The 26,140-nt window shown below is 41.5% G+C and carries 21 protein-coding genes; 6 read left to right on the forward strand and 15 right to left on the reverse strand.

The annotated features are described in order from the left end of the window. Positions 1-134: 134 nt before the first annotated feature. From B3H30_RS07575 to B3H30_RS07645, 15 genes are all read right to left on the reverse strand, one after another. Positions 135-1,298, reverse strand: a complete 1,164-nt coding sequence (locus B3H30_RS07575) for a 2-isopropylmalate synthase (protein WP_083296124.1) — start codon at positions 1,296-1,298, stop codon at positions 135-137. A 41-nt stretch (positions 1,299-1,339) separates the two neighbouring features. Next, entirely contained in the window at positions 1,340-2,413 is a 1,074-nt protein-coding gene (gene leuB / locus B3H30_RS07580; RefSeq protein ID WP_286833839.1) for a 3-isopropylmalate dehydrogenase, read from the reverse strand. A 175-nt stretch (positions 2,414-2,588) separates the two neighbouring features. Continuing rightward, the gene (locus tag B3H30_RS07585) at positions 2,589-4,067 is read right to left on the reverse strand and encodes an ATP-binding cassette domain-containing protein (RefSeq protein WP_115046526.1); all 1,479 of its coding nucleotides are present in this window, start codon (positions 4,065-4,067) and stop codon (positions 2,589-2,591) included. Then, on the reverse strand, positions 4,061-4,651 hold the full coding sequence (leuD, locus tag B3H30_RS07590; protein WP_070570164.1) for a 3-isopropylmalate dehydratase small subunit: 591 nt from the start codon (positions 4,649-4,651) through the stop codon (positions 4,061-4,063). Before leuD ends, B3H30_RS07585 begins: the two co-directional genes overlap by 7 nt. A gap of 10 nt (positions 4,652-4,661) precedes the next feature. Then, positions 4,662-6,059, reverse strand: a complete 1,398-nt coding sequence (gene leuC, locus B3H30_RS07595) for a 3-isopropylmalate dehydratase large subunit (protein WP_104383784.1) — start codon at positions 6,057-6,059, stop codon at positions 4,662-4,664. A gap of 134 nt (positions 6,060-6,193) precedes the next feature. Further along, entirely contained in the window at positions 6,194-7,675 is a 1,482-nt protein-coding gene (gene ilvC, locus B3H30_RS07600; protein ID WP_286833843.1) for a ketol-acid reductoisomerase, read from the reverse strand. A 45-nt stretch (positions 7,676-7,720) separates the two neighbouring features. Beyond that, a complete protein-coding gene (locus tag B3H30_RS07605; RefSeq protein ID WP_236560296.1) occupies positions 7,721-8,185 on the reverse strand; it encodes a DinB family protein in 465 nt (154 codons plus the stop codon). Positions 8,186-8,199: 14 nt separating this feature from the next. Continuing rightward, positions 8,200-8,790, reverse strand: a complete 591-nt coding sequence (ilvN, locus tag B3H30_RS07610; protein WP_070570155.1) for an acetolactate synthase small subunit — start codon at positions 8,788-8,790, stop codon at positions 8,200-8,202. 8 nt (positions 8,791-8,798) lie between these two features. Beyond that, positions 8,799-10,541, reverse strand: a complete 1,743-nt coding sequence (gene ilvB / locus B3H30_RS07615) for a biosynthetic-type acetolactate synthase large subunit (RefSeq protein WP_115046528.1) — start codon at positions 10,539-10,541, stop codon at positions 8,799-8,801. 117 nt (positions 10,542-10,658) lie between these two features. Further along, positions 10,659-12,359, reverse strand: a complete 1,701-nt coding sequence (gene ilvD, locus B3H30_RS07620; protein WP_070570151.1) for a dihydroxy-acid dehydratase — start codon at positions 12,357-12,359, stop codon at positions 10,659-10,661. After that, a complete protein-coding gene (locus B3H30_RS07625; protein WP_070570150.1) occupies positions 12,343-13,233 on the reverse strand; it encodes a branched-chain amino acid transaminase in 891 nt (296 codons plus the stop codon). Before B3H30_RS07625 ends, ilvD begins: the two co-directional genes overlap by 17 nt. 398 nt (positions 13,234-13,631) lie before the next feature. Continuing rightward, on the reverse strand, positions 13,632-13,880 hold the full coding sequence (gene atpC, locus B3H30_RS07630) for an ATP synthase F1 subunit epsilon (RefSeq protein WP_070570148.1): 249 nt from the start codon (positions 13,878-13,880) through the stop codon (positions 13,632-13,634). 21 nt (positions 13,881-13,901) lie between these two features. Beyond that, entirely contained in the window at positions 13,902-15,404 is a 1,503-nt protein-coding gene (gene atpD / locus B3H30_RS07635; RefSeq protein ID WP_070570146.1) for a F0F1 ATP synthase subunit beta, read from the reverse strand. A 368-nt stretch (positions 15,405-15,772) separates the two neighbouring features. After that, a complete protein-coding gene (locus tag B3H30_RS07640; RefSeq protein ID WP_070570144.1) occupies positions 15,773-16,423 on the reverse strand; it encodes a hypothetical protein in 651 nt (216 codons plus the stop codon). Positions 16,424-16,568: 145 nt separating this feature from the next. Continuing rightward, positions 16,569-17,273, reverse strand: coding sequence for an NUDIX hydrolase (locus B3H30_RS07645; RefSeq protein WP_070570142.1), 705 nt, complete (start codon positions 17,271-17,273; stop codon positions 16,569-16,571). Positions 17,274-17,602: 329 nt separating this feature from the next. On the opposite strand from B3H30_RS07645, the gene B3H30_RS07650 reads away from it, so the two are divergent. From B3H30_RS07650 to B3H30_RS07675, 6 genes are all read left to right on the forward strand, one after another. After that, positions 17,603-19,291, forward strand: coding sequence for a ribulokinase (locus tag B3H30_RS07650; protein WP_286775152.1), 1,689 nt, complete (start codon positions 17,603-17,605; stop codon positions 19,289-19,291). Between the two features lie 17 nt (positions 19,292-19,308). Further along, positions 19,309-20,001 (forward strand): L-ribulose-5-phosphate 4-epimerase, encoded by a 693-nt coding sequence (locus B3H30_RS07655; RefSeq protein WP_070570140.1) that lies wholly within the window; start codon positions 19,309-19,311, stop codon positions 19,999-20,001. Between the two features lie 37 nt (positions 20,002-20,038). Then, entirely contained in the window at positions 20,039-21,541 is a 1,503-nt protein-coding gene (araA, locus tag B3H30_RS07660) for an L-arabinose isomerase (protein ID WP_070570341.1), read from the forward strand. Positions 21,542-21,610: 69 nt separating this feature from the next. Next, on the forward strand, positions 21,611-23,311 hold the full coding sequence (locus B3H30_RS07665) for a sodium:solute symporter family transporter (RefSeq protein WP_070570138.1): 1,701 nt from the start codon (positions 21,611-21,613) through the stop codon (positions 23,309-23,311). 94 nt (positions 23,312-23,405) lie between these two features. Then, the gene (locus B3H30_RS07670) at positions 23,406-24,554 is read left to right on the forward strand and encodes an aldose epimerase family protein (protein ID WP_112374964.1); all 1,149 of its coding nucleotides are present in this window, start codon (positions 23,406-23,408) and stop codon (positions 24,552-24,554) included. Positions 24,555-24,564: 10 nt separating this feature from the next. Continuing rightward, the gene (locus B3H30_RS07675; RefSeq protein WP_236560294.1) at positions 24,565-26,109 is read left to right on the forward strand and encodes an alpha-N-arabinofuranosidase; all 1,545 of its coding nucleotides are present in this window, start codon (positions 24,565-24,567) and stop codon (positions 26,107-26,109) included. Positions 26,110-26,140: the final 31 nt, after the last annotated feature.

Genomic DNA, 26,140 nt, shown 5'->3' on the forward strand with positions numbered 1-26,140 from the left:
TTTAAATTTAGTTGATTTTAAATGGAAGATCGTTTGTACGTATGATAAAATAATAATTAGCAACGTATCATTTGGATCCTTTTAAAAAAATGTATTTATGATAAAAAAAGGCTGCATCTGCAGCCTTCCTTTTTTTATATTTTTTCTTGGATGAGGCTTTTTAGGTCATCATCACAAATATTTTTCTTTTCGTCGGCCAAAACCAAGAAACGTTGATAGCAATCAGCTAAATCATCTTTTTCAAGATGGAAGCCTAAACGCTCCAAATGGTGCTTAAGGGCATGTCTTCCTGAACGTGCAGTTAAGATAATATCAGCTTCAACCAAACCAACATCTTCTGGTCTGATGATCTCATAGTTCTCACGGTGTTTTAGGAAACCATCTTGGTGAATCCCCGAGCTGTGTGCGAAGGCGTTGCGACCAACGATCGCTTTATTCGGTTGTACAGGCATGTTCATCATTTCACTTACCTTGCGCGATAAGTACGTAAACATGCGGCTATCGATGTTTGATGTCAAGCTTCCAAACGACTGGTTGTGCACTTTAAGGATCATGGCTACTTCTTCAAGTGACGTGTTTCCGGCACGCTCACCGATACCGTTGATGGTACATTCCACCTGACGGGCTCCATTTTGAATCGCAGCGATAGAATTTGCTGTTGCAAGTCCCAAGTCATTGTGACAATGTGCCGAAATAATGGCCTGATCGATATTGCGTACATTCTCCTTGAGGTAATTGATTTTTGAGCCATATTGGTCTGGCAGACAATAACCGTTTGTATCGGGGATATTGACTACCGTAGCACCGGCAGCAATCACCGATTCAACCATTTTAGCTAGAAATGCCAAGTCTGCGCGACCCGCATCTTCTGCATAAAACTCGACATCTTCCACATAGGATTTGGCATGTTTTACAGCCGCGACGGCACGTTCTAAAATTTCTTCTCTTGTGCTGTTGAATTTATATTTGATATGCATGTCCGAAGAACCAATACCCGTATGGATACGTGGGCGTTTGGCATATTTTAATGCCTCGGCAGCTACGTCAATATCGTTTTGATTGGCACGGGTCAATGCACATATAATGACATCGTTTACCGCTTTAGATAATTCGACGACCGATTGAAAATCACCAGGGCTAGACACTGGGAAACCGGCTTCGATAATATCCACCCCTAGTTTTTCCAGGTCTTTAGCAATCTCAATTTTCTCTGGAGTAGTTAATTGGCAGCCTGGTACCTGTTCGCCATCACGTAAAGTGGTGTCGAAAATGTAAAGATGATTAGGATCGTGTAACATAATTTCTTAATTCAAAAGATTTACAAATTAAAAAGGGTATACTATTTAATAAACTCCAATACTTTTTCACCCATTTCCTGAGTACCTAAGATTTTTGAAGCTTCTGTGCTGCTGTTGGCAATATCACCGGTTCTCCAACCAGCTTTTAATGTTTCTGCAACAGCATTGGTAACCGCTTTAGCTTCCTCCTGTAGACCAAAGCTAATATCAAGCATCAAGGCAGCAGATAAAATTGAAGCCAATGGATTTGCTTTATTTTGACCAGCGATATCGTGTGCAGAGCCGTGGATAGGTTCGAAGAAGCCTGTGCCATCACCTACGGAAGCAGAAGCCAACATACCCATCGAGCCTGCGATCTGTGACGCTTCGTCTGTCAGGATATCACCAAAAAGATTGGCTGTCAATACCACATCGAATTTCTTTGGATTTTTCACCAATTGCATGGCCGCATTATCGATAAACATGTGCTCGGTTTCAACATCCGGATATTCTTTTGCGATATCCTGGACAACTTCTCTCCACAGGCGGGATGTTTCCAATACATTGGCTTTATCAACAGAGCATAGTCTTTTGTTACGCGTGCGTGCTGCATCATAAGCTTTACGTGCGATACGCTCAACCTCGTAACGGTGATAATTCATCAAGTCTGAAGCAAAGGTATTATCCTCATTGCGATTTTTCTCACCAAAATAGACATCACCTGTCAGTTCACGGAAGAAAAGAATATCTGTACCTTGAAGAATTTCGGGCTTTAAACTCGAAGCATCCAATAACTCATCGAATAAAAGGATTGGACGAAGATTTGCGTAAAGACCTAGTTCTTTACGGATTTTCAACAAGCCTTGTTCAGGTCTTACCTTAGCAGAAGGATCATTATCATACTTAATATGGCCAATGGCGCCGAAAAGGATCGCATCAGAAGCTTTTGCTTTAGATAATGTCTCATCAGGAAGCGGGTTGCCTGTCGCTTCAATTGCAGTATGGCCCATGATAGCTTCATCAAAGCTGAACTCATGACCATAATTTTCACCTATTTTTTCTAAAACTTTTTTACCCCAAGTTGTTACTTCTTGGCCGATGCCATCTCCAGGTATGATTAAAATATTTTTCTTCATTGTATTTTTAATATTGAGCTATCAGAGATAGGTCTAATGAAACTTTGGAAAATAGGCCTAAAACCTATTGAGTTATCTTTATTTTTGACTTTTGATTTCCAGTGTTTTCCGATATCTTGATTCTCTTTTTATTTTTTGTTCTTATTTTCGAATTAATTGAAGTTTTCCACAATTTTTATGTTGATAAAGTTTCTTTTTTGTGGATAACTTCGGATATAGCCTTTACTTCTCCCTTTTCCAACACGATTTTATTGTCAATGCACGTTGGTAGCTGGGTTTGGAAGTGACCTACATAAATGAGCGTCTGGCCACTTTTACTGAGGTCATCGATGACGTCGTTGAAATACTGGGTCTGCTCTTTATCTAAGCCCTGACAAGGTTCGTCCAAAATCAGCAATTCTGGATGTTTCACGATCGTGCGGGCCAATAGGACCAAACGTTGTTGACCTAAAGGCAATGATCCCAATGTTTTGTGTTTAACCTCTTTGAGGTCAAAAAAATAGAGAATTTGCTCGAGCTTTTGCTGTTGTTCAAATCCTAAGCGTTGGTATAGGCTCATGGAGTCAAAAAATCCAGAAGCAATCGTCTGCCCAACGTTGGCATTCATATCATAGTACCAATGTAATTCCGGAGATATAATACCCAAATGTTCTTTGATATCCCAAATACTTTCTCCAGATCCTCTTTTTTTGCCAAAAAGATGGATGTCATTGGCGTAAGCCTGTGGATGATCGCCGTTGATGAGACTAAGCAAAGTTGATTTTCCTGAACCATTATGCCCTTGTAGCAACCATTTTTCACCGGCTTTTACTTCCCAGTCAATATTCTTTAAGACTTGTTTTTCGCCGTATGAAATATTGATTTTGTTCATTTTTACCATGACCTGGGCAGATACCTGAGGTGCCTGTTGTAGAAAATAAGGCAGCGCCTTTCTTATTCGGGGCAAGCCTTTGGATAGCTCTTCACTCCGTTGGCGAATCCTGATTTTACCTTCCTGAATTTCCGCAAAACGATTGATACAATCCGGTTGTTCGTCATCATTACTGATCAACAACAAGGTGACCCCTTTATCCGCAAGCTGATCGAAAATCTGATTGAGATCTTTTCTGGACTGTGCATCCAGTCCTGTATAAGGCTGGTCGATAATGAGCACCTGAGGTTGAAGCCACAAGGCCTTGATCAATTGCAGTCTTTTGTGTTCGCCACTCGAAAGTTCAATCAACTGCTGATCTTTGAAATTCTCGAATCCAAAAATGTTCAGGTAAGAACGTACGTTTTCAAAAGAAAGCTGTTCTTCTTTTGCAAAATGTTTCAACTCGGCAAAAACCGTTAATGTATCGTTTTTTGCAAATTTATTGTAGCGCTGTTGGTAATAGAAATTGCGATCGCCTTCAAGATTGGTAAACTGAAACCAATTGGAAACGTAATGAATTTTTGCCGGCAATAGGCTCGTTGGGTCAAGATGGAATGTAATCTGGCCTTCATACTTCAATTGCCCGGCAATCGCTTTTGCCAGCGTGGTTTTTCCTGTACCGCTCGGACCGCCTAAGATCCATTGCTCGCCAGGAAAAATTTGCCAATTTAAGTCTTGCAGTACGGTATCTTTACCGTACTGAATGGTTAAATTGGCAATATGGACGACAGGATCTACCATTGTCTGTTTGCTTCAAATGCTTCGATTGAATCTTTTTGGTTAAGGATAAAATCAATGTCATCATAGCCATTGATCAAACATGATTTTTTGTATGGATTGATTTCAAACTCAAATTGATCACCTGTCTCTGTCAACATGACTGTCTGTTTTTCAAGATCAACAATAATCGCCGTTGACGGATTTTGGTGCACCAATTCGAAAATTTTCGCCAAAAACTCTTCAGGTACCTGAATCGGTAATACACCGTTGTTAAGGGCATTTCCTTTGAATATATCGGCAAAGAATGAGCTGATGACCACATCAAAACCATAGTCTTGAATAGCCCAAGCGGCATGCTCGCGGCTTGAACCACAACCAAAGTTTTTACCGGCAACCAATATTTTTCCCGTATAGGTCGGGTTGTTCAACACAAAATCAGTTTTAGGCTGATTGTCTGTGTCAAAACGCCAGTCGCGGAATAAATTATCACCAAAACCTTCACGCGTGGTCGCTTTTAGAAAGCGTGCGGGAATAATTTGATCAGTATCAATATTTTCGATAGGTAGTGGGACTACCTGTGACGTTAAAGTTTCAAATTTTTTCATTTTTTTCTGCTTAGATCAACTCTCTTACATCTGTTACTTTACCTGTTACTGCCGCAGCTGCTGCTGTCAAAGGAGATACCAGCATGGTGCGGGCATTCGGTCCCTGACGGCCTTCGAAATTTCTATTTGAAGTCGAAACACAATATTTACCAGCAGGGATTTTATCTTCGTTCATCCCTAAACATGCCGAACATCCTGGTTCACGTAGCTGGAATCCTGCCGCTTCAAATATTTTATCCAAGCCTTCTTCTTTCGCTTGTTTTTCTACTTGTTTTGAGCCCGGTACAATCCATACTTCAACGTCTTGTGCTTTTTGCTTGCCTTTAACGAATGAAGCTACTTCACGTAAATCTTCAATACGGGAATTGGTACAACTTCCGATAAACACATAATCAACACGGTTGCCTAAGACTGTTGAATCATCTTTAAAACCCATGTAATCCAATGCTTTTTGGTACGATGGCCGTTCTGATTCTGGTTGTGCGTTAGTTGCTGGAATATGTTCCGCGATACCCATACCCATGCCTGGGTTGGTGCCATAAGTAATCATTGGTGCAATATCTGCAGCATCAAAAGTCAACACTTTATCAAAGATGGCATCTTCGTCAGAATATAATGTTTTCCAGTATGCTAGGGCTTGATCCCATTCCTCACCTTTCGGTGCGAATTCACGGCCTTCTACGTAGTCGAAAGTGATCTGATCTGGAGCAATTAAGCCTCCACGTGCACCCATTTCTATACTCATATTACAAATGGTCATACGTGCTTCCATGCTTAAAGAACGGATTGCTGAACCAGCATATTCAATAAAGTAACCTGTACCGCCCGCAGCAGAGATTTTAGAGATGATATATAGGATGATATCTTTTGCTCCAACACCTTTTTGAAGGGTACCGTTGACTTCAATTTTCATTGTTTTTGGCTTCGACTGCAACAAACATTGTGTTGCGAAGACCTGTTCAACCTGAGAGGTTCCAATACCAAAAGCAATAGCTCCAAAAGCACCATGTGTTGAGGTATGACTATCGCCACAGACCATCGTTTTACCTGGTAGGGTGATACCCAGCTCCGGACCAATAACGTGTACAATCCCTTGGTATGGATGACCTAAACCATATAATTCAATACCAAATTCAGCACAATTTTTGGTGAGCATATCAACTTGATAACGGGATAGCTCTTCTTTGATCGGTAAATGTTGATTGAGTGTCGGTACGTTGTGGTCGGCAGTAGCTACCGTTTGCTTTGGACGAAAAACTGGGATTCCTCTTTTACGCAAGCCATCGAAAGCTTGAGGTGAAGTAACTTCATGAATCAAGTGGGTGTCGATATATATAATATCCGGAAACCCTTCTTCACGCTTGACGACGTGCGCATCCCAAATCTTTTCTACTAATGTTTTTGACATTTTTTAATCTCTCTTATGTTATTTTTATATGAACCAAGGTGATATTGCAAATGTCTCAATATCACCTTGATTTCGATATACTAAATTACGAAATATTCATGATTTTTGGAGCATGTATAATTTCGTATGGACTTTTAAACAGTTTTGATTGCTTTCATTGCAGTCATCGCTTTGCGCAATTTGCGACCGACGATTTCTACAGGGTGATCGCGTAGAATTTCATTGATGACAACTAATTGTGCGTTATCAACTGCAGCATCTCTACCTTCATTGAAGTTTTTACCTACGAGATCAGTATCAACAGTTTTCATGAAGTCGGCCAACAAAGGTTTACAAGCTTGGTCGAATAGGTAACAACCGTATTCTGCTGTATCAGAGATAACACGGTTCATTTCGAACAATTTCTTGCGAGCGATTGTGTTAGCGATCAATGGTGTTTCGTGCAATGATTCATAATATGCTGATTCTGGTTTGATACCTGCTTCAACCATTGTTTCAAATGCCAATTCAACACCTGCACGGATGAAAGCAACCATCAGTGTATAGTTGTCGAAGTATTCTTGTTCGTTGATTTTAACATCACCAGCAGGTGTTTTTTCGAACGCAGTTTCACCTGTTTCAGCTCTCCATTTCAATAAATTCGCATCACCATTTGCCCAGTCTTCCATCATGGTCTTGCTAAAGTGACCTGACATGATATCATCTTGGTGTTTTTGGAATAAAGGACGCATAATATCCTTCAATTCTTCAGAGATCTCAAAGGCTTTTACTTTTGCTGGATTGCTCAAACGGTCCATCATTCCGCTCACACCACCATGTTTCAAGGCTTCCGTGATTACTTCTACACCGTACTGTACCAATTTTGATGCGTAACCAGCTTCGATACCTTTCTCGATCATTTTGTCGAAAGATAAGATCGAACCTGTTTGCAACAATCCACAAAGAATCGTTTGCTCACCCATTAAATCTGATTTTACCTCGGCTACGAATGAAGATTTCAATACACCGGCTTTATGTCCACCTGTTCCTACGCAGTATGCTTTTGCTTCAGCCCAGCCTTTTCCTTGCGGATCATTCTCTGGGTGAACAGCGATTAAGGTAGGAACACCAAAACCACGAAGGTACTCTGCACGAACCTCAGAACCTGGACATTTTGGAGCAACCATGATGACAGTAATATCTTTACGGATTTGCATACCTTCTTCAACGATGTTGAAACCGTGTGAATACGATAATGTAGCGCCTTCTTTCATCAACGGCATGACAGCGTTGATTACTGACGTATGTTGTTTATCTGGAGTCAAGTTGATAACTAAATCCGCAGATGGGATCAAATCCTCGTAAGTGCCTACGTTAAAGTTGTTGTCCGTAGCGTTTTTCCAAGAATCTCTTTTTTGTTCAATAGCTTCTTTACGCAAAGCATAAGAAACGTCCAGTCCGCTATCTCTTAGGTTTAAACCTTGGTTCAAGCCTTGCGCACCACATCCTACGATTACGATTTTTTTACCTTTTAAAGCATTTACACCATCTGTGAATTCAGTGTTGTCCATGAATTCAGCGTGACTTAATTGTTCTAACTGCTCTCTAAGCGGTAAGGTGTTGAAATAATTTGCCATTGTTTTACTTTCTTTCTGTTATGGGTTGTTGATTATTTATTTTAATTATTGTACTAATCTGCGTTGCGCCATGGCGTAACCGAAATGAACGTTATCGTGACCTGATGTCAGGGCAATAACTTCTTCGATGGTATCCATTGGATAGCCATAGGTTGCTGTTGAGAAGGAGGTGATTTCTCCGAAAACACCGTGTTCATAGTCAGCAGCAATTTGCTCAATACTGCGGATTGCAATTTCTTTCAATTCATCAACCTCTGCTTGTTCAACAAAGCGGGTTGGCTTGGTGTCTTTTTTATAGTCTTCATTATATTTTACCCAGGTCGTGTCGGCTTTAATACCTGTACGGACATAGACTAAGGTCTGTGTACTGACGACAATGTGGGCAAAATTCCAGATGATATTGTTGTTAAATCCCGTGGGAATTTTGTTAAGCTGTTCAATGGAAAGACCGTCAAGTAATTCAATGAATTTTTGACGTGACTTTAAGATAAATTTAAATGTCTCTTGCATAATACTTTTAAAGCTTACATTGTAAATACATCATCTCTTTTGTCGAGATACTCGTTCTCTACAATTTCTATCGATGGTTCCTTGGCTTCAAACTGAACCAATTTGGAGTGGAAACCTGCGCTATCTTTAATGATGGCGATACGTGCGCCACGGACAAATTCGATCAAACCATATTTGGTCAATTCTTCTGTCAACTTATCGATCTCCTCACGGTGACCTGCAGTTTCAAAGACGATATAGTCGTTGCGGATCACAACAACATTGGCACCATATTGACGCAATAAACGTTCTACGTATACCTTTTCATTCACAACATCCGCAGGCACTTTATAGAGCGCCTGTTCTTGCCAGATCACTTCATCATTGGTATTGTAATAGGCCTTGAGGATATCAATCTGTTTTTCCAGTTGACGACAAAGCTTACGCAGAACATCTTCAGCCTCCGTGATGACGATGGTAAAACGATGTATCCCTTCTACTTCAGAAGGGGAAGTATTCAAGCTTTCAATATTGATTTTTCTTCTTGAAAAAATGGTTGAGATTCGACCGATAAGACCGATTGAATTCTCTGTATATAGGGTGATGGTATATTCTTGTTTTTCCATGTCAAATTCTACTTTAAACGTATCTCAGATACCGATGTTCCTTGTGCAACCATTGGAAATACATTGTTTTCCTTACCTACCATCACTTCCAATAGATATGCTCCGTCGTGATCAATCATGGTTTTCAGTGCATTACGTAAGTCTTTACGTTCCGAAATCTTCTGACCGTCGATGTAATAGCCTTTCGCAACAGCAACAAAGTCAGGACTCGTGATATTCACGAACGAATAACGTTTGTCATGAAACAATTGCTGCCACTGGCGTACCATGCCCAAGAACTCATTGTTGAGGATCATGATTTTGACTTTTGCACCAAATTGCATAATTGTTCCCAGCTCCTGGATCGTCATTTGTATACCACCATCACCGATGATTGCTACGACAGTTTTCTCTGGCGCGCCATACCAGGCACCGATTGCTGCCGGAAGACCAAAACCCATCGTTCCTAAACCCCCGGAGGTTACATTCGATTTGCTGTTGTTGAACTTAGCATAGCGACAAGTGACCATTTGATGTTGACCGACGTCCGTTGTAATGATCGCATCACCGCCTGTCAATTCATTCAACACATGGATGACCTCACCCATGGTCATAATATCGGTTTGTGGGTGAAGTTCGTTTTGGATGACTTCCTTGATTTCTTCTTTTTCAAGTTCACGGAATTGTTCCAACCAAGCGGAGTGATCTGCGGCATTTACCAATTTCGTCAGCATGGGAAGTGATTCCTTACAATCGCCCCATACAGGTACGGTTGTTTGTACGTTTTTGTCAATCTCTGCGGGATCTATATCCAAATGGATTACTTTTGCCTGTTTGGCATATTTGTCCAAACGACCTGTCACACGGTCATCGAAACGCATGCCGATGGCTATTAAAACATCACATTCATTGGTCATGACATTTGGCGCATAGTTGCCATGCATACCTAGCATCCCGACGTGAAGTTTATGATCCGTTGGAAGTGCACTTAAGCCCATGACAGTCGATGCCGAAGGAATGCCAGTTTTCTCGATAAAAGCTTTGAATTCTTCCTCTGCTTTTCCAAGAATGATGCCTTGTCCAAAAAGAACAAATGGTTTTTTTGCATCGTTGATTAACGCTGCAGCTTGCTCAACATATTCTTTACGAACTTGTGGTGCAGGTCTGTAACTGCGTACATGGCTGCATTTTTCGTAACCGAAGTAATCGAACAATTGTAGCTGTGCATTTTTGGTAATATCGATCAATACCGGTCCTGGACGACCTGTGCTGGCAATATAAAATGCTTTTGCGAGTGCGGCTGGAATTTCAGTTGCGTCGGTGACTTGGTAGTTCCATTTGGTGACAGGTGCCGTGATATTGATGACATCTGTTTCCTGAAAAGCATCCGTTCCCAAAAGTGAAGCAAAGACCTGGCCTGTGACACAGACGATAGGGTTACTATCGATCATGGCATCAGCCAGTCCAGTAACTAGGTTTGTTGCTCCAGGGCCACTTGTCGCAAAGACGACGCCTGTACGACCTGAAGTTCTTGCATAACCTTGCGCCGCGTGGATTCCACCTTGTTCATGGCGCACTAAAATATGCTTCAGACGATCCGTATAATCATAAAGGGCATCATAGATCGGCATAATTGCGCCTCCAGGATAACCAAATACGGTATCAACTCCTTCGCTCAATAAGGCCTCCAATACAGCTTTCGATCCCGAAATTTGTGTCGGAGTTTGCTGCTCTGTAGCGGCCTTATTTTCTGTTATTTCCAGTGTACTCATTACGTTGATTTTTTTATTGTTGATTATTCAGTCTTTTAGTATTTAGATATTAGATCTGAGACATTAAGCGTCGATTGTTTAGGTCTGTATTTGCTTAATGTCTCTGTTTTTTATTTTCTACTGATCCGTTACACAGCCTTCTGATGCATCGGCAACAGTTTTAGCGTATTTGTATAAAACTCCTTTGCTAACTTTTAACGCTGGTTGTACCCAAGCGGCACGGCGTTGCGCAATCTCTTCATCGGAAAGCAGCACATTGATGCTGTTATTTACCGCATCGATCTCGATAATGTCATCATCATTTACAAGACCGATCAATCCGCCTTTGTAAGATTCTGGTGTGATATGTCCGACGACAAAACCATGTGTACCACCCGAGAAACGGCCATCGGTGATTAAAGCAACAGATTTACCAAGGCCAGCACCAATAATCAAGGAGGTTGGTTTAAGCATTTCAGGCATGCCTGGCGCTCCAACAGGACCTTCATTTTTGATCACCACTACATCTCCTGGTTTGATTCTACCAGATGCGATGCCCGCTACTAAATCATGCTCTCCATCGAATACGCGTGCAGGACCAGTGAATTTTTCACCTTCTTTGCCGGAGATCTTAGCAACAGAACCTTTCTCTGCTAAGTTCCCGTAAAGAATTTGTAAGTGTCCTGTAGCTTTGATTGGATCGCTCAAGGGTTTGATAATCGGTTGATCATATTCCATGATTGATTTAACATCCGCCAAGTTCTCAGCGACCGTTTTTCCTGTTACCGTGATACAGTCACCATGCAATAAACCTTCATTTAAAAGATATTTCATGACAGCAGGTGTTCCGCCAAATTGCTGAAGATCTTGCATCAAGTATTTACCCGACGGTTTAAAGTCAGCTAATACAGGGGTTTCATCACTCATGCGTTGGAAGTCGTCTTGCGTGATGTCTACGCCTACGGCTTTGCCTATTGCAATAAAGTGAAGTACAGCATTGGTACTCCCACCCAAGATAACAATGGTACGTAGCGCGTTCTCAAATGCTTTACGTGTCATGATATCAGAGGGTTTAATATCTTTCTCAAGCAGCGTGCGGATATGTCGACCTGCTTCTAAACATTCATTTTTCTTTTCTTCCGAGATCGCCGGATTGGAAGATGAGTAGGGTAAACTCATTCCCAAGGCTTCAATTGCCGAAGCCATGGTATTTGCGGTATACATTCCGCCACAAGCACCAGCACCAGGGCAGGTATGTTTGATAATGCCTTCATAGTCTTCATCGGAAAGATTTCCGCAGATGCGTTGTCCCAATGCTTCAAATGCAGACACAATGTTTAATTCTTCACCTTTATAGTGTCCTGGAGCGATGGTACCGCCATATACCATTAGAGAAGGACGGTCCAAACGGGCCATGGCCATAATAGCACCAGGCATGTTTTTGTCACAGCCAGGAATAGAGATCAAGCCATCATAATATTGTCCGCCACAGATCGTTTCGATACTATCAGCGATCACATCACGGCTTACCAACGAATAACGCATTCCATCGGTACCATTGCTCATACCGTCACTGACGCCAATAGTTCCAAAGGTCAAACCCACTAACTCATTGTTCCAAACGCCCTTCTTGACGATTTGTGCCAAATCATTTAAGTGCATATTACACGTATTACCATCATATCCCATGCTGGCAATACCGACCTGTGCTTTGTCCATGTCGGCATCTGTAAGACCGATACCATAAAGCATTGCTTTTGCAGCAGGTTGCGTTTCGTCTTGTGTAAATGTACGGCTGTATTTGTTCATTGTGTTTTCGCCGTTAGATGATGACTTCATAATTTTCGTTCTCTAATACTAAATTTTTATATCTTCTTTGGATTGATGCACCTATGCTGTGTTCCCAGGCTTCTTTGTAGATGACATCATCGACTTGTTTGATTCCGATAATTTCTGCCGCAGTTCCACATAAGAAAGCGCTGTCAGCAGTGTAAATATCCTCTACCGTCAATTGCTTTTCAATGACTTCGAAGTTTAATTTTTTACAAATGTTTTTTACCGTCTGGCGTGTAATGCCCGGAAAGATATTCTTCGCTGGCGGCGTATAGATTTTGAAATCCTTTTCGATGAAAATATTTTCACTGGATGCTTGGGCAACGTAGCCTTCGTGGTCGAGCATTAAAGCTTCGTCGTAGCCTTTCCTGATGGCTTCTGTTGTCGCAAGAATGGAGTTAACATACTGCCCAGAGATCTTCGAGTCAATTTTAAAGGATTTTGGATTGGGTCTTTTGATATCAGAGATACATACCTTTAATAGGTTTTGACCAAGATATGGACCCCATTCCCATGCTGCCATCATGAGGGTTGCTTCGGTTGATGAGGTGAGATGCATATTTGAACCAGTCAATACCAAAGGACGTATATAAGCTTCTCTTAGGTTGTTGTTGGCCAAGAGCTCATAACAGATGTCGATCAGCTCTCGGTTGCTCCAGCGATAGGGGATATTAACGGCTCCACATGATCTCTTTAAGCGATCGAAATGCTTGTCAGCTTTAAAGATACGTGGTCCATTGTGGGTGTTATACGCACGTAAACCATCGAACACCGCATACCCATAATGCAATGACTGTGCAAAGGGATCCAATGCAGCCTCGGAAGCTTTTACAAAAGCTCCATCTAAATAGATCAATGTGTTTTTATCGTAATATTTCATAACCCAAAATTTACCTGATGATAGTAGTTCCCTTTGTTGTAATATTGGTGGTAAATCATGCTATCTCGAGCTTCTATAAAAACTTTCGATTTTCATTTCCTCAAGGTAGCAGGAATTACAATAATTGGCAATAGGTAAAGTGCTAATTTTGTATTTAGAATAAAATTTCATTAGGTGTGTTTTTATGAAATTTTATTTTTTAATAATGCCTTTTATTCGGTTTTATATTTTGTTAGTCGCATACCATATTTAAAATTGGTCTACACGGTTGAAAAATTATTTTTTGTTACAATGGTTGATTTTCTTCCTAAAATGAAGAAAATGTCAAAAAAACTTTAAAAAAAAAGCTTCCGATATTTCTATCGGAAGCTTTTTAGATTTTATAAAATCGATTTGATTTAATCTCCGATAATTCCTTCAGCAAGCACGGTAATGACATTGTTTTTTGCTTCCACAACACCACCTTTAATGAACACTTCCTGTTCACCTTTACCTTGTTGAATAATTACTTTTCCATCTTCCAAAGTAGAAACGATGGCAGCATGGTCTTTCAAAATTTGAAAAGAACCCGCAGTGCCCGGTACAGTAACGGATGTTACTTCGCCTTCGAATGCTAATTTGTCTGGAGTGATAATTGTTAACTTCATTATTCTTAGATATAATCTAGATTAAACTGCTTCTGCTAATAATTTTTTACCTTTTTCGATAGCATCATCAATGTTACCGACTAAGTTGAAGGCAGCTTCAGGGTACTCATCTACTTCACCGTCAATGATCATATTGAAACCTTTGATGGTATCTTTGATGTCTACCAATACACCTTTTAAACCTGTAAATTGTTCTGCAACGTGGAAAGGTTGAGATAAGAAACGTTGTACACGACGTGCGCGGTGTACTGTTAATTTATCTTCTTCCGATAATTCGTCCATACCTAAAATGGCGATGATATCTTGTAATTCTTTATAACGTTGAAGAATTTCTTTTACACGTTGTGCAGTATTATAGTGTTCGTTACCTAAAACGGCAGGAGAAAGGATACGTGATGTAGAATCCAAAGGATCCACAGCAGGGTAGATACCTAACTCAGCAATTTTACGAGACAATACTGTCGTTGCATCCAAGTGAGCGAAAGTTGTCGCTGGAGCAGGGTCAGTTAAGTCATCGGCAGGTACATATACGGCTTGAACCGAAGTGATTGAACCGTTTTTAGTTGAAGTGATGCGCTCTTGCATTAAACCCATCTCAGTTGCCAATGTTGGTTGGTAACCTACGGCTGAAGGCATACGACCCAATAGGGCAGATACTTCAGAACCTGCTTGTGTAAAACGGAAGATGTTATCAATGAAGAATAATACGTCACGGCCTTGACCTTCGCCATCACCGTCACGGAAGTATTCCGCTACTGTCAAACCTGATAAAGCAACACGTGCACGTGCCCCAGGAGGCTCGTTCATTTGACCGAATACGAAAGTACATTTTGAATCTTTCATCAGTTCGTGGTCAACAGTTTCCAAAGGCCATTCGCCTTTTTCCATGCCTTCCATAAAGTGCTCACCATATTTGATGATACCAGACTCCAACATCTCGCGCAATAAGTCATTACCCTCACGTGTACGTTCACCTACACCGGCGAATACAGAAAGACCACCGTGACCTTTTGCGATATTGTTGATTAATTCTTGGATTAATACAGTTTTACCTACACCGGCACCACCGAATAAACCAATTTTACCACCTTTAGCATATGGCTCTAAAAGGTCAATAACTTTGATACCAGTAAAAAGTACTTCGGATTCAGTTGACAAATCTTCGAATTTAGGAGGTACGTTGTGGATAGGACGACCATTCTCTTTATTCAAATTTTGGATCCCGTCTATGGCATCACCAACTACATTGAATACACGACCTTTGATTTCTTCACCAACAGGCATTTTGATAGGAGCACCAGTATCGACAACTTCCATTCCGCGAACTAAACCTTCAGTTGCGTCCATGGCAATTGTACGTACACGATCCTGACCTAAGTGTTGTTGAACTTCTAATACAACACGTTGTCCATTTTCTTTTTGAATGTACAATGCATCGTAAATTTTAGGTAGATTTTCACTGTCGGCGAAGTTGACGTCAACAACTGGGCCGATAATCTGCGCTATTTTACCAATCTTGGGCATATTATAGGGACTAAATATTTATTAATCAATTTTATATAAGAGACATAAAAGGCCTCTTTTTTGGTCAGCAAAAATAAGGTTATTCGTTTTTAAAAACAAATAGAATTTGCAATTAAATTACAATTTTATTAATGTAGGTCAAAATGTTATCTATTGTAATTCTGTATGTTTCGATTTCTATACCTGCAAATATAGTTTTTCTCTTTTATTCGGCTAGGTATTTTTGAAGTTTACTGCATTACTTCGTTGAATCTTTTGTTTGTTTTGAGGAATGGTACCTGATGAAATAAAATCGACCTGTAACGGAGTACCTCAAGGAGTCGTTACAGGTCGATCAAAATAAATATGCTATTTTATGAGAAGCAGGACTATATTTTTTTATTTAGTTCGTCCTGCAACTGGCGCTTGAGCAGCTGTTCCTTTTCCATGGATTTTTTACGGAACGTAGCGAATTCTTCTTGCGATTGCTCCGCTGTCTTTTGGAATTCCACCGTGTCCACTTTCGCTTTCCGATAAGAAAATAAAAAGATAAATGCTGCTACGGCCAATACCGCAATGATCGTCCAAACAACTGTATTGTAAAAAGTTTTAGAGGTATTGATGCCCAAGAAAGAAAAACTTTCTGTTTTTTCCTTCTCCTGCGCCAGCTGATCTTTTAAAACCTGAATAGAATCTTGCAAAGTTTTGGTATTGGATGTATAGTTGCTTGAAGATGATTTTAAAGAGCTGATTTCCTTGTGGAGTTTTGCTACGGTATCTATGACATTTCGTTTCACAATATCCAGATTGGTTTTTCGCACCATCTTGAAATCATAGTTGTTTTTCGAAATATAATTCAGGTGGTCAAATTGATTTGCCAAACTTCCTTTTTTTAATCCATCCGGACTGTACTTGAAAGCATTATCCTGTTGTGCTGCTGTAGTGGCGGGAGCCGCAGTAGGAGTTTGTGCCTCCAGTAATGTATGTGATGAAATAAATAAAATTGTAAAGAATATAAATGCTAATCTCAATTTGCTCATGTTGTTTATTTTATAAAATGCGTTAATCCAGCCTATCCAAATTGCAAAACCAGGATATACCTGTGATAAATATAAGGAATTATTGAAAAAACGAAAATGTTAAGTGAAATATATTCCAATACATACCTGATTTTCCGTCACTTTATTATGATTCGATCGACCAACTTGGCAAATACCGTAAAAAGGACATGATCTTTTCCTTATAGATCGCCGTGTTTAGTTTGAAATAGTAGGCTCCTTTTTTTGAATTTTCCTTATCCTTTTCCTCCAGTTTGATGATGAGGTCTGAGGAAAGCAGTTTTCGGCTGAAATTCCGCTTGTCCAACTCAATATTGTAAACACCCTCATAAAGTGCTGCAATTTGGGGAATCGTGAATTTCTCGGGCAGCAGTTCAAATAATATCGGATACAAAGCCGCTTTCATGCGTAGCCGGTGTTGTGCCGAAGCGATCATTTGATCATGATCGAAGATCAGTGTTGGGTGCTCCCGCAATGGAAACCATTGGGCTTCGTAATCGTCGCTTAGGATATGTTTATATTGCTGTGTGTCAATCAATGCAAAATAACAGATACTGACAACCCGGTCGCTAGGTTCCCGATTAGGTTCGCCGAATACACTACATTGCTCCATGTATACATTTTCAAGTCCTGTTAGCTGTTTGAGTACTCGGCTCGCGGCCTCTTCCGGACTTTCGTCGGATTGAACGAAACCACCCATCAGACTCCATTTATTTCTTTCTGGTTCGAAATCACGTTTAATTAAAAGTACTTCAAGGGATTCGCCGTTAAATCCAAATATGATGCAGTCTACTGCCAAAAGGATCCCTGAATCTTTTTTATAATATTCCATCGTCTATCGTTTTATCTTTTTATCTGACACCACCCCATTTATTCCACGAGCAAAACTATGTAAAAAAGTAAATAGCTAAAAATAAGTATAATAATTGTCTGATACATCCCTTTAAAAGGCATTTATACCCCTATATCAGGAATTCGGGTTAACCATAATTTGCTGCTATGAAGTTAGCTCTATTTTTTAAATATGAAAATTTTCTTTCATATTTAAAAAAATAAATGTTTATTTGACACTAATTATTTTCCATGGCTAGCTTCGGAAGGGGGATAGTGGAAAGTAAGGCATTAGAGACAATTATAAGTTATAAACCAAATTCAGCAAAAATGAATAAATCGTATGTCATTGGGGTGGACTATGGAAGTGATTCGGTCCGTTCAGTATTGGTTGATGCTAACAATGGCGAGGAGATAGCTTCTTCTGTATTTTACTACCCGCGATGGAAAAGAGGGGCGTATTGTGATGCTGCTTTAAGTCAGTTTAGGCAACACCCGTTGGATTATATCGAAGGCTTGGAAGCGACAATTAAAGATTGCTTGCTCAAATCGGGAGTCGACAATATTGGCAAAGCTGTAAAAGCAATTTCCGTGGATACAACAGGATCTACTCCAGTTGCTGTCAACGCAGCCGGCGTTCCATTGGCGCTGTTGGACGAGTTTAAAGACAACCCCAATGCCATGTTTGTCTTATGGAAAGATCATACAGCCGTTAGAGAGGCCAAAGAAATTAACCTGCACAATCAAAATAGTTCGGTGGATTATCTGAAGTATGTAGGCGGTGTATACTCTTCGGAATGGTTCTGGGCCAAATTACTCCATGTATTTCGGGCTGATGAAAAGGTCCGTGCCGCCACCTATAGCTGGGTGGAGCATTGTGATTATATTCCTTTTCTATTGACTGGAGGAACACAGGTATCTGCTATGAAGCGTGGGGTTTGTTCAGCGGGTCATAAATCACTTTGGGCTGAAGAATTTGACTGCCTACCTCCAAATTCTTTCTTTTCAACACTTGACCCATTGTTGGATGGTTTGGTTGATCGCCTGTTTTCAGAAACCTACACTGCTGATCAATCTGCAGGTCAGCTTTCGGAAGAATGGGCGCAACGATTAGGTCTTACAACATCAGTTGTTGTTGGTGTAGGTGCATTTGACTGCCACATGGGTGCAGTTGGAGGACAAATTGAGCCCTATTATCTGAGTAAGGTGATGGGGACATCAACCTGTGATATGTTAGTTGCTCCAAAAGAGGAGGTACAGCATACGTTGGTCAGGGGAATCTGTGGTCAGGTAGACGGTTCCATTATACCAGGAATGATAGGTATGGAAGCTGGTCAGTCGGCATTTGGAGATGCTTACGCCTGGCTGAAACAGGTGTTGCTATGGCCAACGAAAAATTTGATACAAGATGTTGAAGAGATCGATGAACGAACGCGCGAACAATTGATCGCAGCGTTGGAAGAGAAACTATTGGTCAGTCTAAGTGAGCAGGCGGCATTACTTCCCGTAACAGAAACATCAGAATTAGCTTTAGATTGGCTCAATGGCCGCCGAACTCCGGATGCGAATCAATCCTTGAAAGGGGCGATCACAGGCTTACACCTCGGAACAGATGCGCCGCGGATCTTCAGAGCGATTGTCGAAGCGACCTGTTTCGGTGCAAAGGCTATTGTTGACCGTTTCGTGGAGCAGGGTATTCCTGTAAAAGGCTTAATCGGTTTAGGCGGAGTTGCAAAAAAATCACCTTTTATTATGCAAATGATGGCCAATGTGATGAATATGCCTATTCGTATTCATAAAAGTGAACAGACTTGTGCCATTGGCGCAGCCATGTTTGCCGCAACAGCAGCTGGTTTATATAACCGGGTCGAGGATGCCATGAAGGCAATGGGGCAAGGTTTTGAACGGACTTATATCCCTGAGGAAAAATGGGTGTCCATTTATGCCGAGCGTTATGAACATTACAAAGCGCTGGGTGCTTTTGTCGAAGGAAAGGAATCGCTCGCCATTACTGTTTAACCATTCAAATTTTAATCATGTATAATTCAATTAAAGAAGAAGCCTACCATTGCAATATGCAATTGCCCCAGCTGGGATTGGTGCTTTTTACATTTGGAAATGTGAGTGTTGTTGACCGTCACCATGAAGTTTTTGCCATTAAACCCAGTGGGGTCCCTTATGAGGAGCTTACACCGGAACATATGGTGATTGTAGATTTTGATGGTCATGTGGTTGAGGGTAATCTTCGGCCATCATCAGATACGAAAACCCATGCCCTATTGTATAAACAGTGGAAAGAGATTGGCGGTATAACACATACACACTCCACCTATGCGACAGCATGGGCACAGGCACAGCGGGATATTCCCATTTTTGGAACGACACATGCCGATCATTTGACCGTCGATATTCCTTGTGCCCCACCAATGCACGATGAGATGATCGCCGGAAACTACGAACATGAAACGGGGTTTCAAATTATCAATCACTTTGTCGAAAATAAGCTGGACTATAAAGAAGTGGAAATGATTCTGGTTGGCAACCACGCGCCGTTTGCTTGGGGTAAAACCGGAATAAAGTCTGTCTATAACAGTGCGGTGTTGGAACAGGTGGCGAAAATGGCTTGGTTGACAGAACAGATCAACCCGAATGCACCTCGATTAAAGTCTGCGCTGGTCAAAAAGCATTACGAGCGGAAGCATGGGGCCAATGCCTATTATGGTCAATAATTTTAATAAAAAATCTATAGCAAAAACTACAATTTACATGAATATCAATTTAAAAGAGCTTGAAGTCTGGTTTGTCGTGGGAAGCCAAGACCTTTATGGTGAAGAGACCTTGCGACAAGTGGCCCTACATGCTGAAGAAATAGCCCATTATTTAGATACCCAAGCGGTGATTCCGGTAGCGGTAAAATATAAACCGATCGTAAAAAATACAGACGAGATTTATGCAACATTGGCAGCCGCCAATAGTGAAAAAAATTGTATTGGGGTCATTACTTGGATGCATACCTTTTCACCTGCAAAGATGTGGATCCGAGGATTAAAAGCGTTGCAAAAGCCATTGTTGCATCTGCATACGCAGTACAACCAGGATATCCCGTGGCATAGTATCGATATGGATTTTATGAACCTTAACCAAAGTGCGCATGGGGATCGTGAATTTGGACATATCGTTAGCCGCTTAAAAATAGCGCGTAAAGTCGTCACTGGCCATTGGCAAGATGCGGAAGTATTGGAACGGATTAATGTTTGGGCGCGTGCAGCCGCAGGCTGGCATGACTGGCAAGGAGCCAAATTTGCACGCTTCGGTGACAATATGCGTTATGTGGCTGTTACAGATGGCGATAAAGTGGAGGCAGAGTCGCAATTTGGTTTCGCTGTAAACACCTATGCCATTGGGGATCTAGTGGAGGTGATTAATGCGAGCACTGAAGCGGAAATCGCGGCATTATTAGCAGAGTACGAAGCAACTTATGAGCTAGCCGAAAATGTGAAAGCTGGCGGTGAATATCGTGCTAACCTCATCGAAGCTGCTAAGATAGAAATTGGCCTACGGAAGTTTTTGGAACAAGGAGACTTTAAAGGTTTTACGGATACTTTTGAGGATCTGCATGGCATGGTACAACTTCCGGGCCTGGCGGTACAGCGTTTAATGGCTGAGGGGTATGGTTTTGCCGGTGAAGGGGATTGGAAGACGCCGGCTTTGGTGCGTGCTTGCAAAGTAATGGGAGCAGGATTACCGGGTACGACGGCATTTATGGAAGACTACACCTATCATTTTGATCCGCAGAATCCCATGGTACTTGGCTCACACATGTTGGAAGTGGACCCCGCATTGGCAATTGGAAAACCACGAATAGAAGTGCATCCACTAGGCATTGGCGGCAAGGCAGATCCTGCTCGCTTGGTTTTTAATGGCCAAAGTGGTGATGCATTGAATGCTTCTTTGGTCGATATGGGAACGCGTTTCCGTTTGATCGTGAACAAAGTACAAGGTGTTGCTGTAGAAGAAGAACTCCCTAAACTTCCTGTCGCACGGGTGTTATGGAAACCGCTGCCCGATATGAAAACAGGTTGCAGTGCCTGGATTGTGGCTGGGGGTGCGCACCATACTGCCTACAGTTTGAGCTTAACACCCGAATACCTGGAAGATTTTGCACGTATGGCGGGTTTAGAATATGTATTGATCGACGAGGACACTACGGTAGCAAGACTCGAAGACCAATTGAAATGGAATGAACTCTATTATTTACTGGGTAAATAATAACCTAAGCCATTTATACCTGTTCTTCGCGGTATAAATGGCTTATTGATAATAACCAATTTGGGAAATATGGAAAAATTTGCAACGGTAGATTACATCATCTTCGTAATTTACTTCTTTATTGTAGCCGGCTATGGCTATTGGATTTATCGTAAAAAGACGAATAGTTTAAGCAGCAGCAAGGACTACTTTCTGGCAGAAGGATCACTGACCTGGTGGGCCATAGGCTCTTCATTGATCGCATCGAATATTTCTGCTGAACAGTTTATTGGCATGAGCGGCAATGGATTTGAGGTTGGTATTGCTGTAGCTGCTTACGAGCTCATTGCTGCGGTAGCGTTAATTATTGTTGCGGTTTGGTTTATTCCGGTCTATCTGAAAAACAAGATTTTCACGATGCCTCAGTTTTTGAACAACCGATACAATGAAACGACGAGTCTCATCATGGCAATCTTCTGGTTGTTTTTGTATGTTTTTGTCAATCTGACATCTATCCTGTATCTCGGGGCAATTGCCATTTCGAGTATGGCCGGAGGTGGCGACAGCTTCCACACCATTACAGTTGCTTTAGCCGTATTTGCCGTCATTATTACTTTAGGCGGAATGCGTGTTATTGGTTTTACAGATGTTATTCAGGTTGTTGTATTAATTATTGGCGGTATAGCGACGACCTATGTGGCATTGACCTTGGTCAGTGAACATTTTGGTTTGGGACAAGACGCCTTGGCTGGATTCAATAAATTGATGGAAGATTCGCCGGAGCATTTTAACCTATTTGTCGATAAACCAGGGCCAGGAGCTAGTCAGGAAGATATCAATAAGTATCTGATGCTGCCTGGAATAGGAATGTACCTTGCCGGAATCTGGATTGTCAACCTAAATTACTGGGGTTGTAATCAATACATCACACAACGCGCTTTGGGAGCCGATCTAAAGACTGCACGCACAGGGATTCTTTTTGCGGGATTTCTAAAATTGTTTATGCCAATTATCGTTATGCTTCCAGGTATAGCCGCTTATGTGCTATACAAAAATGGTGCGTTACAACACGAAATGGCTCCTGGAGGAGTGTTTCACGCCGATAATGCATATTCAGCGATATTGGGCTATCTGCCCAATGGAATGAAAGGGCTTGCGCTGGCGGCGCTTACAGCGGCTATTGTGGCCGGATTGGCCGGAAAGGCCAATAGTATCGCAACGATCTTTACATTGGATATCTTTAAAAAATACATCAATAAAGATGCGGGCGAAGCAAAAATGGTGTGGGTTGGAAAGATAACCATCGTGATCTCTATTCTACTTTCTGTTTTGTTTACCTGGAATGATGCGCTGGGCATCGGTGGTGCCGGCGGATTTACTTTTATCCAAAAATATACAGGCTTCATCAGCCCAGGTGTTTTTGCGATGTTTTTGCTAGGAATGTTTTGGAAAAGGACGACAGGTGCAGCCGCCATTACAGGCCTTGTTACGGGATTTGCGTTGTCTATATTTTTCAATGAGTTTGCAACAAAGGTTTTCGGACCAGAGACATGGATCTATACGGCATATCTCAACAAAGCGGGCGTTTATGAAATACCATTCCAGATATGTATGGGACTCGCATTTGTATTTACAATGATTGCTATGATTGCTGTGAGCTTATTTGGACCAAAGGTTAATCCAAAAGCTTTTGTATTGGATCGGTCGATGTTTAAAGTAGAACCATCCGTATTGGCATTAATTGTTGTGACTTTATTGTTGGTGACCGCTATCTACGTGCGTTTTTGGTAGAATGTTGCCATTTGAATAATTAAAAAATTATGAACCATTCCTAATGAAAATTAGGAAGCCTCCATCAGACCGATGGGGTAAAACTTAATTACAGATGAATAAGAAAATTATTATTGGTTTGTTGACTTGTGCTTCATTGGCCTATGGCTGCCAATCTTCATCAACTCAAAATAAGCAAGCAGCAACGATGGCTGATTCTACTTCCAGCCCTGCTTTCGACAGTCAGATTGATGGTAAAGAAGTTAAACTGTTCCAGCTCAAGAACGACAAACTCGCCATTACGTTGACAAATTATGGTGCACGTCTGGTGAGTTTAAAAGTCCCGGATAAGAACGGTAAAGCGACTGATGTGATTTTGGGCTATGATTCGGCCAAAGAATACAAGGATAACTATAATAATTTTTACGGCGCCATTGTAGGGCGTTATGGTAACCGGATCGGGAAAGCATCATTTAAACTGAATGGTGAGGTGTATACGTTGGAAAAGAATGATGGCGAGAACTCACTTCATGGCGGTACCAATGGCGTTTACAATAAGGTGTGGGATGTTGTTAGTAGCACTAATACATCAATCACATTAGCCTATACCTCACCTGATAAAGAAGCGGGGTATCCAGGAACGGTCAAGATGGAGGTTACCTACACCCTGGAGGACAATGGTGCTTTGGCCATAGCCTATCAGGCGACAACAGATAAAGAGACGGTCTTAAATCTGACCAACCATGCGTATTTTAACCTCAATGGAGCCGGAGATTCTTCTATTTTGGATCATGAACTTCAGATTGATGCAAAGGCAATTACCGAAGTTGATAATACCTTGATCCCAACAGGAAAGAGCTTGCCTGTCGCGGGCACCGCATTCGATTTTACCAAACCGACACGCATTGGCGCTCGTATTGAAGATCAAAATGCTCAACTGAAGATTGGAAAGGGCTATGACCATAATTTTGAACTCAACAAGAAGGATGGTTTCCAGAAGGTCGCACAGGTGTATGCTACCAAGACAGGTATTGAAATGGACATCTACACAACCGAACCAGGCTTGCAGTTTTACAGCGGTAATTTTATGAAGGATTCGGATCCTAAAGGGAAAGAGGGAAAAGTGTATCCATTCCGTTCTGCCTTCTGCTTGGAGACACAACATTTTCCAGATGCACCAAATCACCCCAGTTTTGCGTCAACGGTGTTAAAACCTGGCGAAAAATATAGTTCAAAGACAACCTATCAATTTAGTGTGAAATAATAAAATCGATATGATGAAGCTAAGATTAAAATTAGGCGTTGTTTTTACGCTGGCCACTGGATTACTGTATGGACAGAGTAGTGTAAGATTGGAAACACCACAGCAGGAGCAGATTATAAGTCGACATATCTATGGACATTTTGCCGAACATTTGGGACGCTGTATTTATGATGGATTTTATGTCGGTGAGAAAAATGATTCGATTCCCCATGCTGACGGCGTCCGGAAAGATATCATCGAAGCTCTTAAGAAGTTGAATATTCCCAATTTGCGTTGGCCAGGAGGATGTTTTGCCGATACGTATCATTGGAAGGATGGCGTTGGCCCCAAAGCCCAGCGTCCTGCTATCGTAAACAATTGGTGGGGCGGCGTGACAGAGGATAACTCTTTTGGTACACACGATTTTCTCAATATGTGTGAATTGTTGGGTGCAGAGCCTTATCTGGCGGGAAATGTGGGGAGCGGTGAGGTGCAGGAACTTGCCGACTGGGTTCAATATGTGAATTTTAAAGGCGAGAGCCCCATGTCGGATTGGCGACGAAAAAATGGTCGGCAAGAGCCTTGGAAGGTGAAATTCTGGGGCGTAGGAAATGAAGCCTGGGGCTGTGGCGGAAATATGACTGCCGATTACTATACAGACATCTACCGCAAATACGCCACGTTTATGTCGGACTGGACCAATGGAAGCGGTTTGTATCGAATCGCCTCGGGAGCCAATAGTGCCGATTATAATTGGACGGAGACTTTGATGAAGAAAATTCCAAGTGGTTTGATGAAAGGCATGGGACTTCATCACTATGCCGTGATCAACTGGGACGACAAGGGCTCTGCAACGCAATATTCGGAGGAGGAGTATTTTAAAACCATGAAATCAGCTTGGTTTATGAATGAGCTCGTGGAAAAGAATATCGCCATCATGGACAAATATGATCCGAAAGGACTGGTGGATCTGATCGTAGACGAATGGGGCGGCTGGTATGCGGTAGAACCTGGCACGAATCCGGGCTTTCTCTACCAACAAAATACCATGCGTGATGCCATGATTGCAGGAATGACACTCAATATCTTTAACAATCATGCTCGCCGGGTGAAGATGGCCAATCTTGCCCAAGCCGTGAATGTATTGCAAGCTGTTATCCTGACAGAAGGAAAGAATATGATTTTGACGCCGACTTATCATGTGATGGAAATGTATAAGGTACATCAGGATGCCAAGTTAATTCCTATTTCCCTTCAATCAACGGATTTTGAATTTAACCAAGAAAAAATTCCGGCCGTGTCGGTTTCAGCCTCTCAAGATCAGCAAGGTCGTACACATATCTCCTTAGTAAATATTGATCCGAAAAAGAATAATAAGGTAAAGGTAGATTTGGGTTCGGTGAAAGCTGGAAAAGTAACAGGTCGAATACTTACCGCGGACAACCTACGCGATTATAATTCCTTTAAGAAACCCGCAACAATTGCACCTGTTGTGTACAATAAGGCAAAGGTTGTAAATGGTACAATTGAAGTGGACATTCCTGCATTTTCAGTTATTGTATTGGAATTAATATAACAGCTAATTTTGATAGGGTTGTCATGTCGTG

This window comes from Sphingobacterium sp. UBA7038, from assembly GCF_002494055.1.
Taxonomy (GTDB): Bacteria; Bacteroidota; Bacteroidia; order Sphingobacteriales; family Sphingobacteriaceae; genus Sphingobacterium; species Sphingobacterium multivorum.

What these genes read in the sequence shown, in the direction of transcription:
- B3H30_RS07575 (WP_083296124.1), bottom strand. Translation starts at nt 1,298, where the DNA reads ATGTTACACGATCCTAATCATCTTTACATTTTCGACACCACTTTACGT.
- leuB (WP_286833839.1), bottom strand. Translation starts at nt 2,413, where the DNA reads ATGAAGAAAAATATTTTAATCATACCTGGAGATGGCATCGGCCAAGAA.
- B3H30_RS07585 (WP_115046526.1), bottom strand. Translation starts at nt 4,067, where the DNA reads ATGGTAGATCCTGTCGTCCATATTGCCAATTTAACCATTCAGTACGGT.
- leuD (WP_070570164.1), bottom strand. Translation starts at nt 4,651, where the DNA reads ATGAAAAAATTTGAAACTTTAACGTCACAGGTAGTCCCACTACCTATC.
- leuC (WP_104383784.1), bottom strand. Translation starts at nt 6,059, where the DNA reads ATGTCAAAAACATTAGTAGAAAAGATTTGGGATGCGCACGTCGTCAAG.
- ilvC (WP_286833843.1), bottom strand. Translation starts at nt 7,675, where the DNA reads ATGGCAAATTATTTCAACACCTTACCGCTTAGAGAGCAGTTAGAACAA.
- B3H30_RS07605 (WP_236560296.1), bottom strand. Translation starts at nt 8,185, where the DNA reads ATGCAAGAGACATTTAAATTTATCTTAAAGTCACGTCAAAAATTCATT.
- ilvN (WP_070570155.1), bottom strand. Translation starts at nt 8,790, where the DNA reads ATGGAAAAACAAGAATATACCATCACCCTATATACAGAGAATTCAATC.
- ilvB (WP_115046528.1), bottom strand. Translation starts at nt 10,541, where the DNA reads ATGAGTACACTGGAAATAACAGAAAATAAGGCCGCTACAGAGCAGCAA.
- ilvD (WP_070570151.1), bottom strand. Translation starts at nt 12,359, where the DNA reads ATGAAGTCATCATCTAACGGCGAAAACACAATGAACAAATACAGCCGT.
- B3H30_RS07625 (WP_070570150.1), bottom strand. Translation starts at nt 13,233, where the DNA reads ATGAAATATTACGATAAAAACACATTGATCTATTTAGATGGAGCTTTT.
- atpC (WP_070570148.1), bottom strand. Translation starts at nt 13,880, where the DNA reads ATGAAGTTAACAATTATCACTCCAGACAAATTAGCATTCGAAGGCGAA.
- atpD (WP_070570146.1), bottom strand. Translation starts at nt 15,404, where the DNA reads ATGCCCAAGATTGGTAAAATAGCGCAGATTATCGGCCCAGTTGTTGAC.
- B3H30_RS07640 (WP_070570144.1), bottom strand. Translation starts at nt 16,423, where the DNA reads ATGAGCAAATTGAGATTAGCATTTATATTCTTTACAATTTTATTTATT.
- B3H30_RS07645 (WP_070570142.1), bottom strand. Translation starts at nt 17,273, where the DNA reads ATGGAATATTATAAAAAAGATTCAGGGATCCTTTTGGCAGTAGACTGC.
- B3H30_RS07650 (WP_286775152.1), top strand. Translation starts at nt 17,603, where the DNA reads ATGAATAAATCGTATGTCATTGGGGTGGACTATGGAAGTGATTCGGTC.
- B3H30_RS07655 (WP_070570140.1), top strand. Translation starts at nt 19,309, where the DNA reads ATGTATAATTCAATTAAAGAAGAAGCCTACCATTGCAATATGCAATTG.
- araA (WP_070570341.1), top strand. Translation starts at nt 20,039, where the DNA reads ATGAATATCAATTTAAAAGAGCTTGAAGTCTGGTTTGTCGTGGGAAGC.
- B3H30_RS07665 (WP_070570138.1), top strand. Translation starts at nt 21,611, where the DNA reads ATGGAAAAATTTGCAACGGTAGATTACATCATCTTCGTAATTTACTTC.
- B3H30_RS07670 (WP_112374964.1), top strand. Translation starts at nt 23,406, where the DNA reads ATGAATAAGAAAATTATTATTGGTTTGTTGACTTGTGCTTCATTGGCC.
- B3H30_RS07675 (WP_236560294.1), top strand. Translation starts at nt 24,565, where the DNA reads ATGATGAAGCTAAGATTAAAATTAGGCGTTGTTTTTACGCTGGCCACT.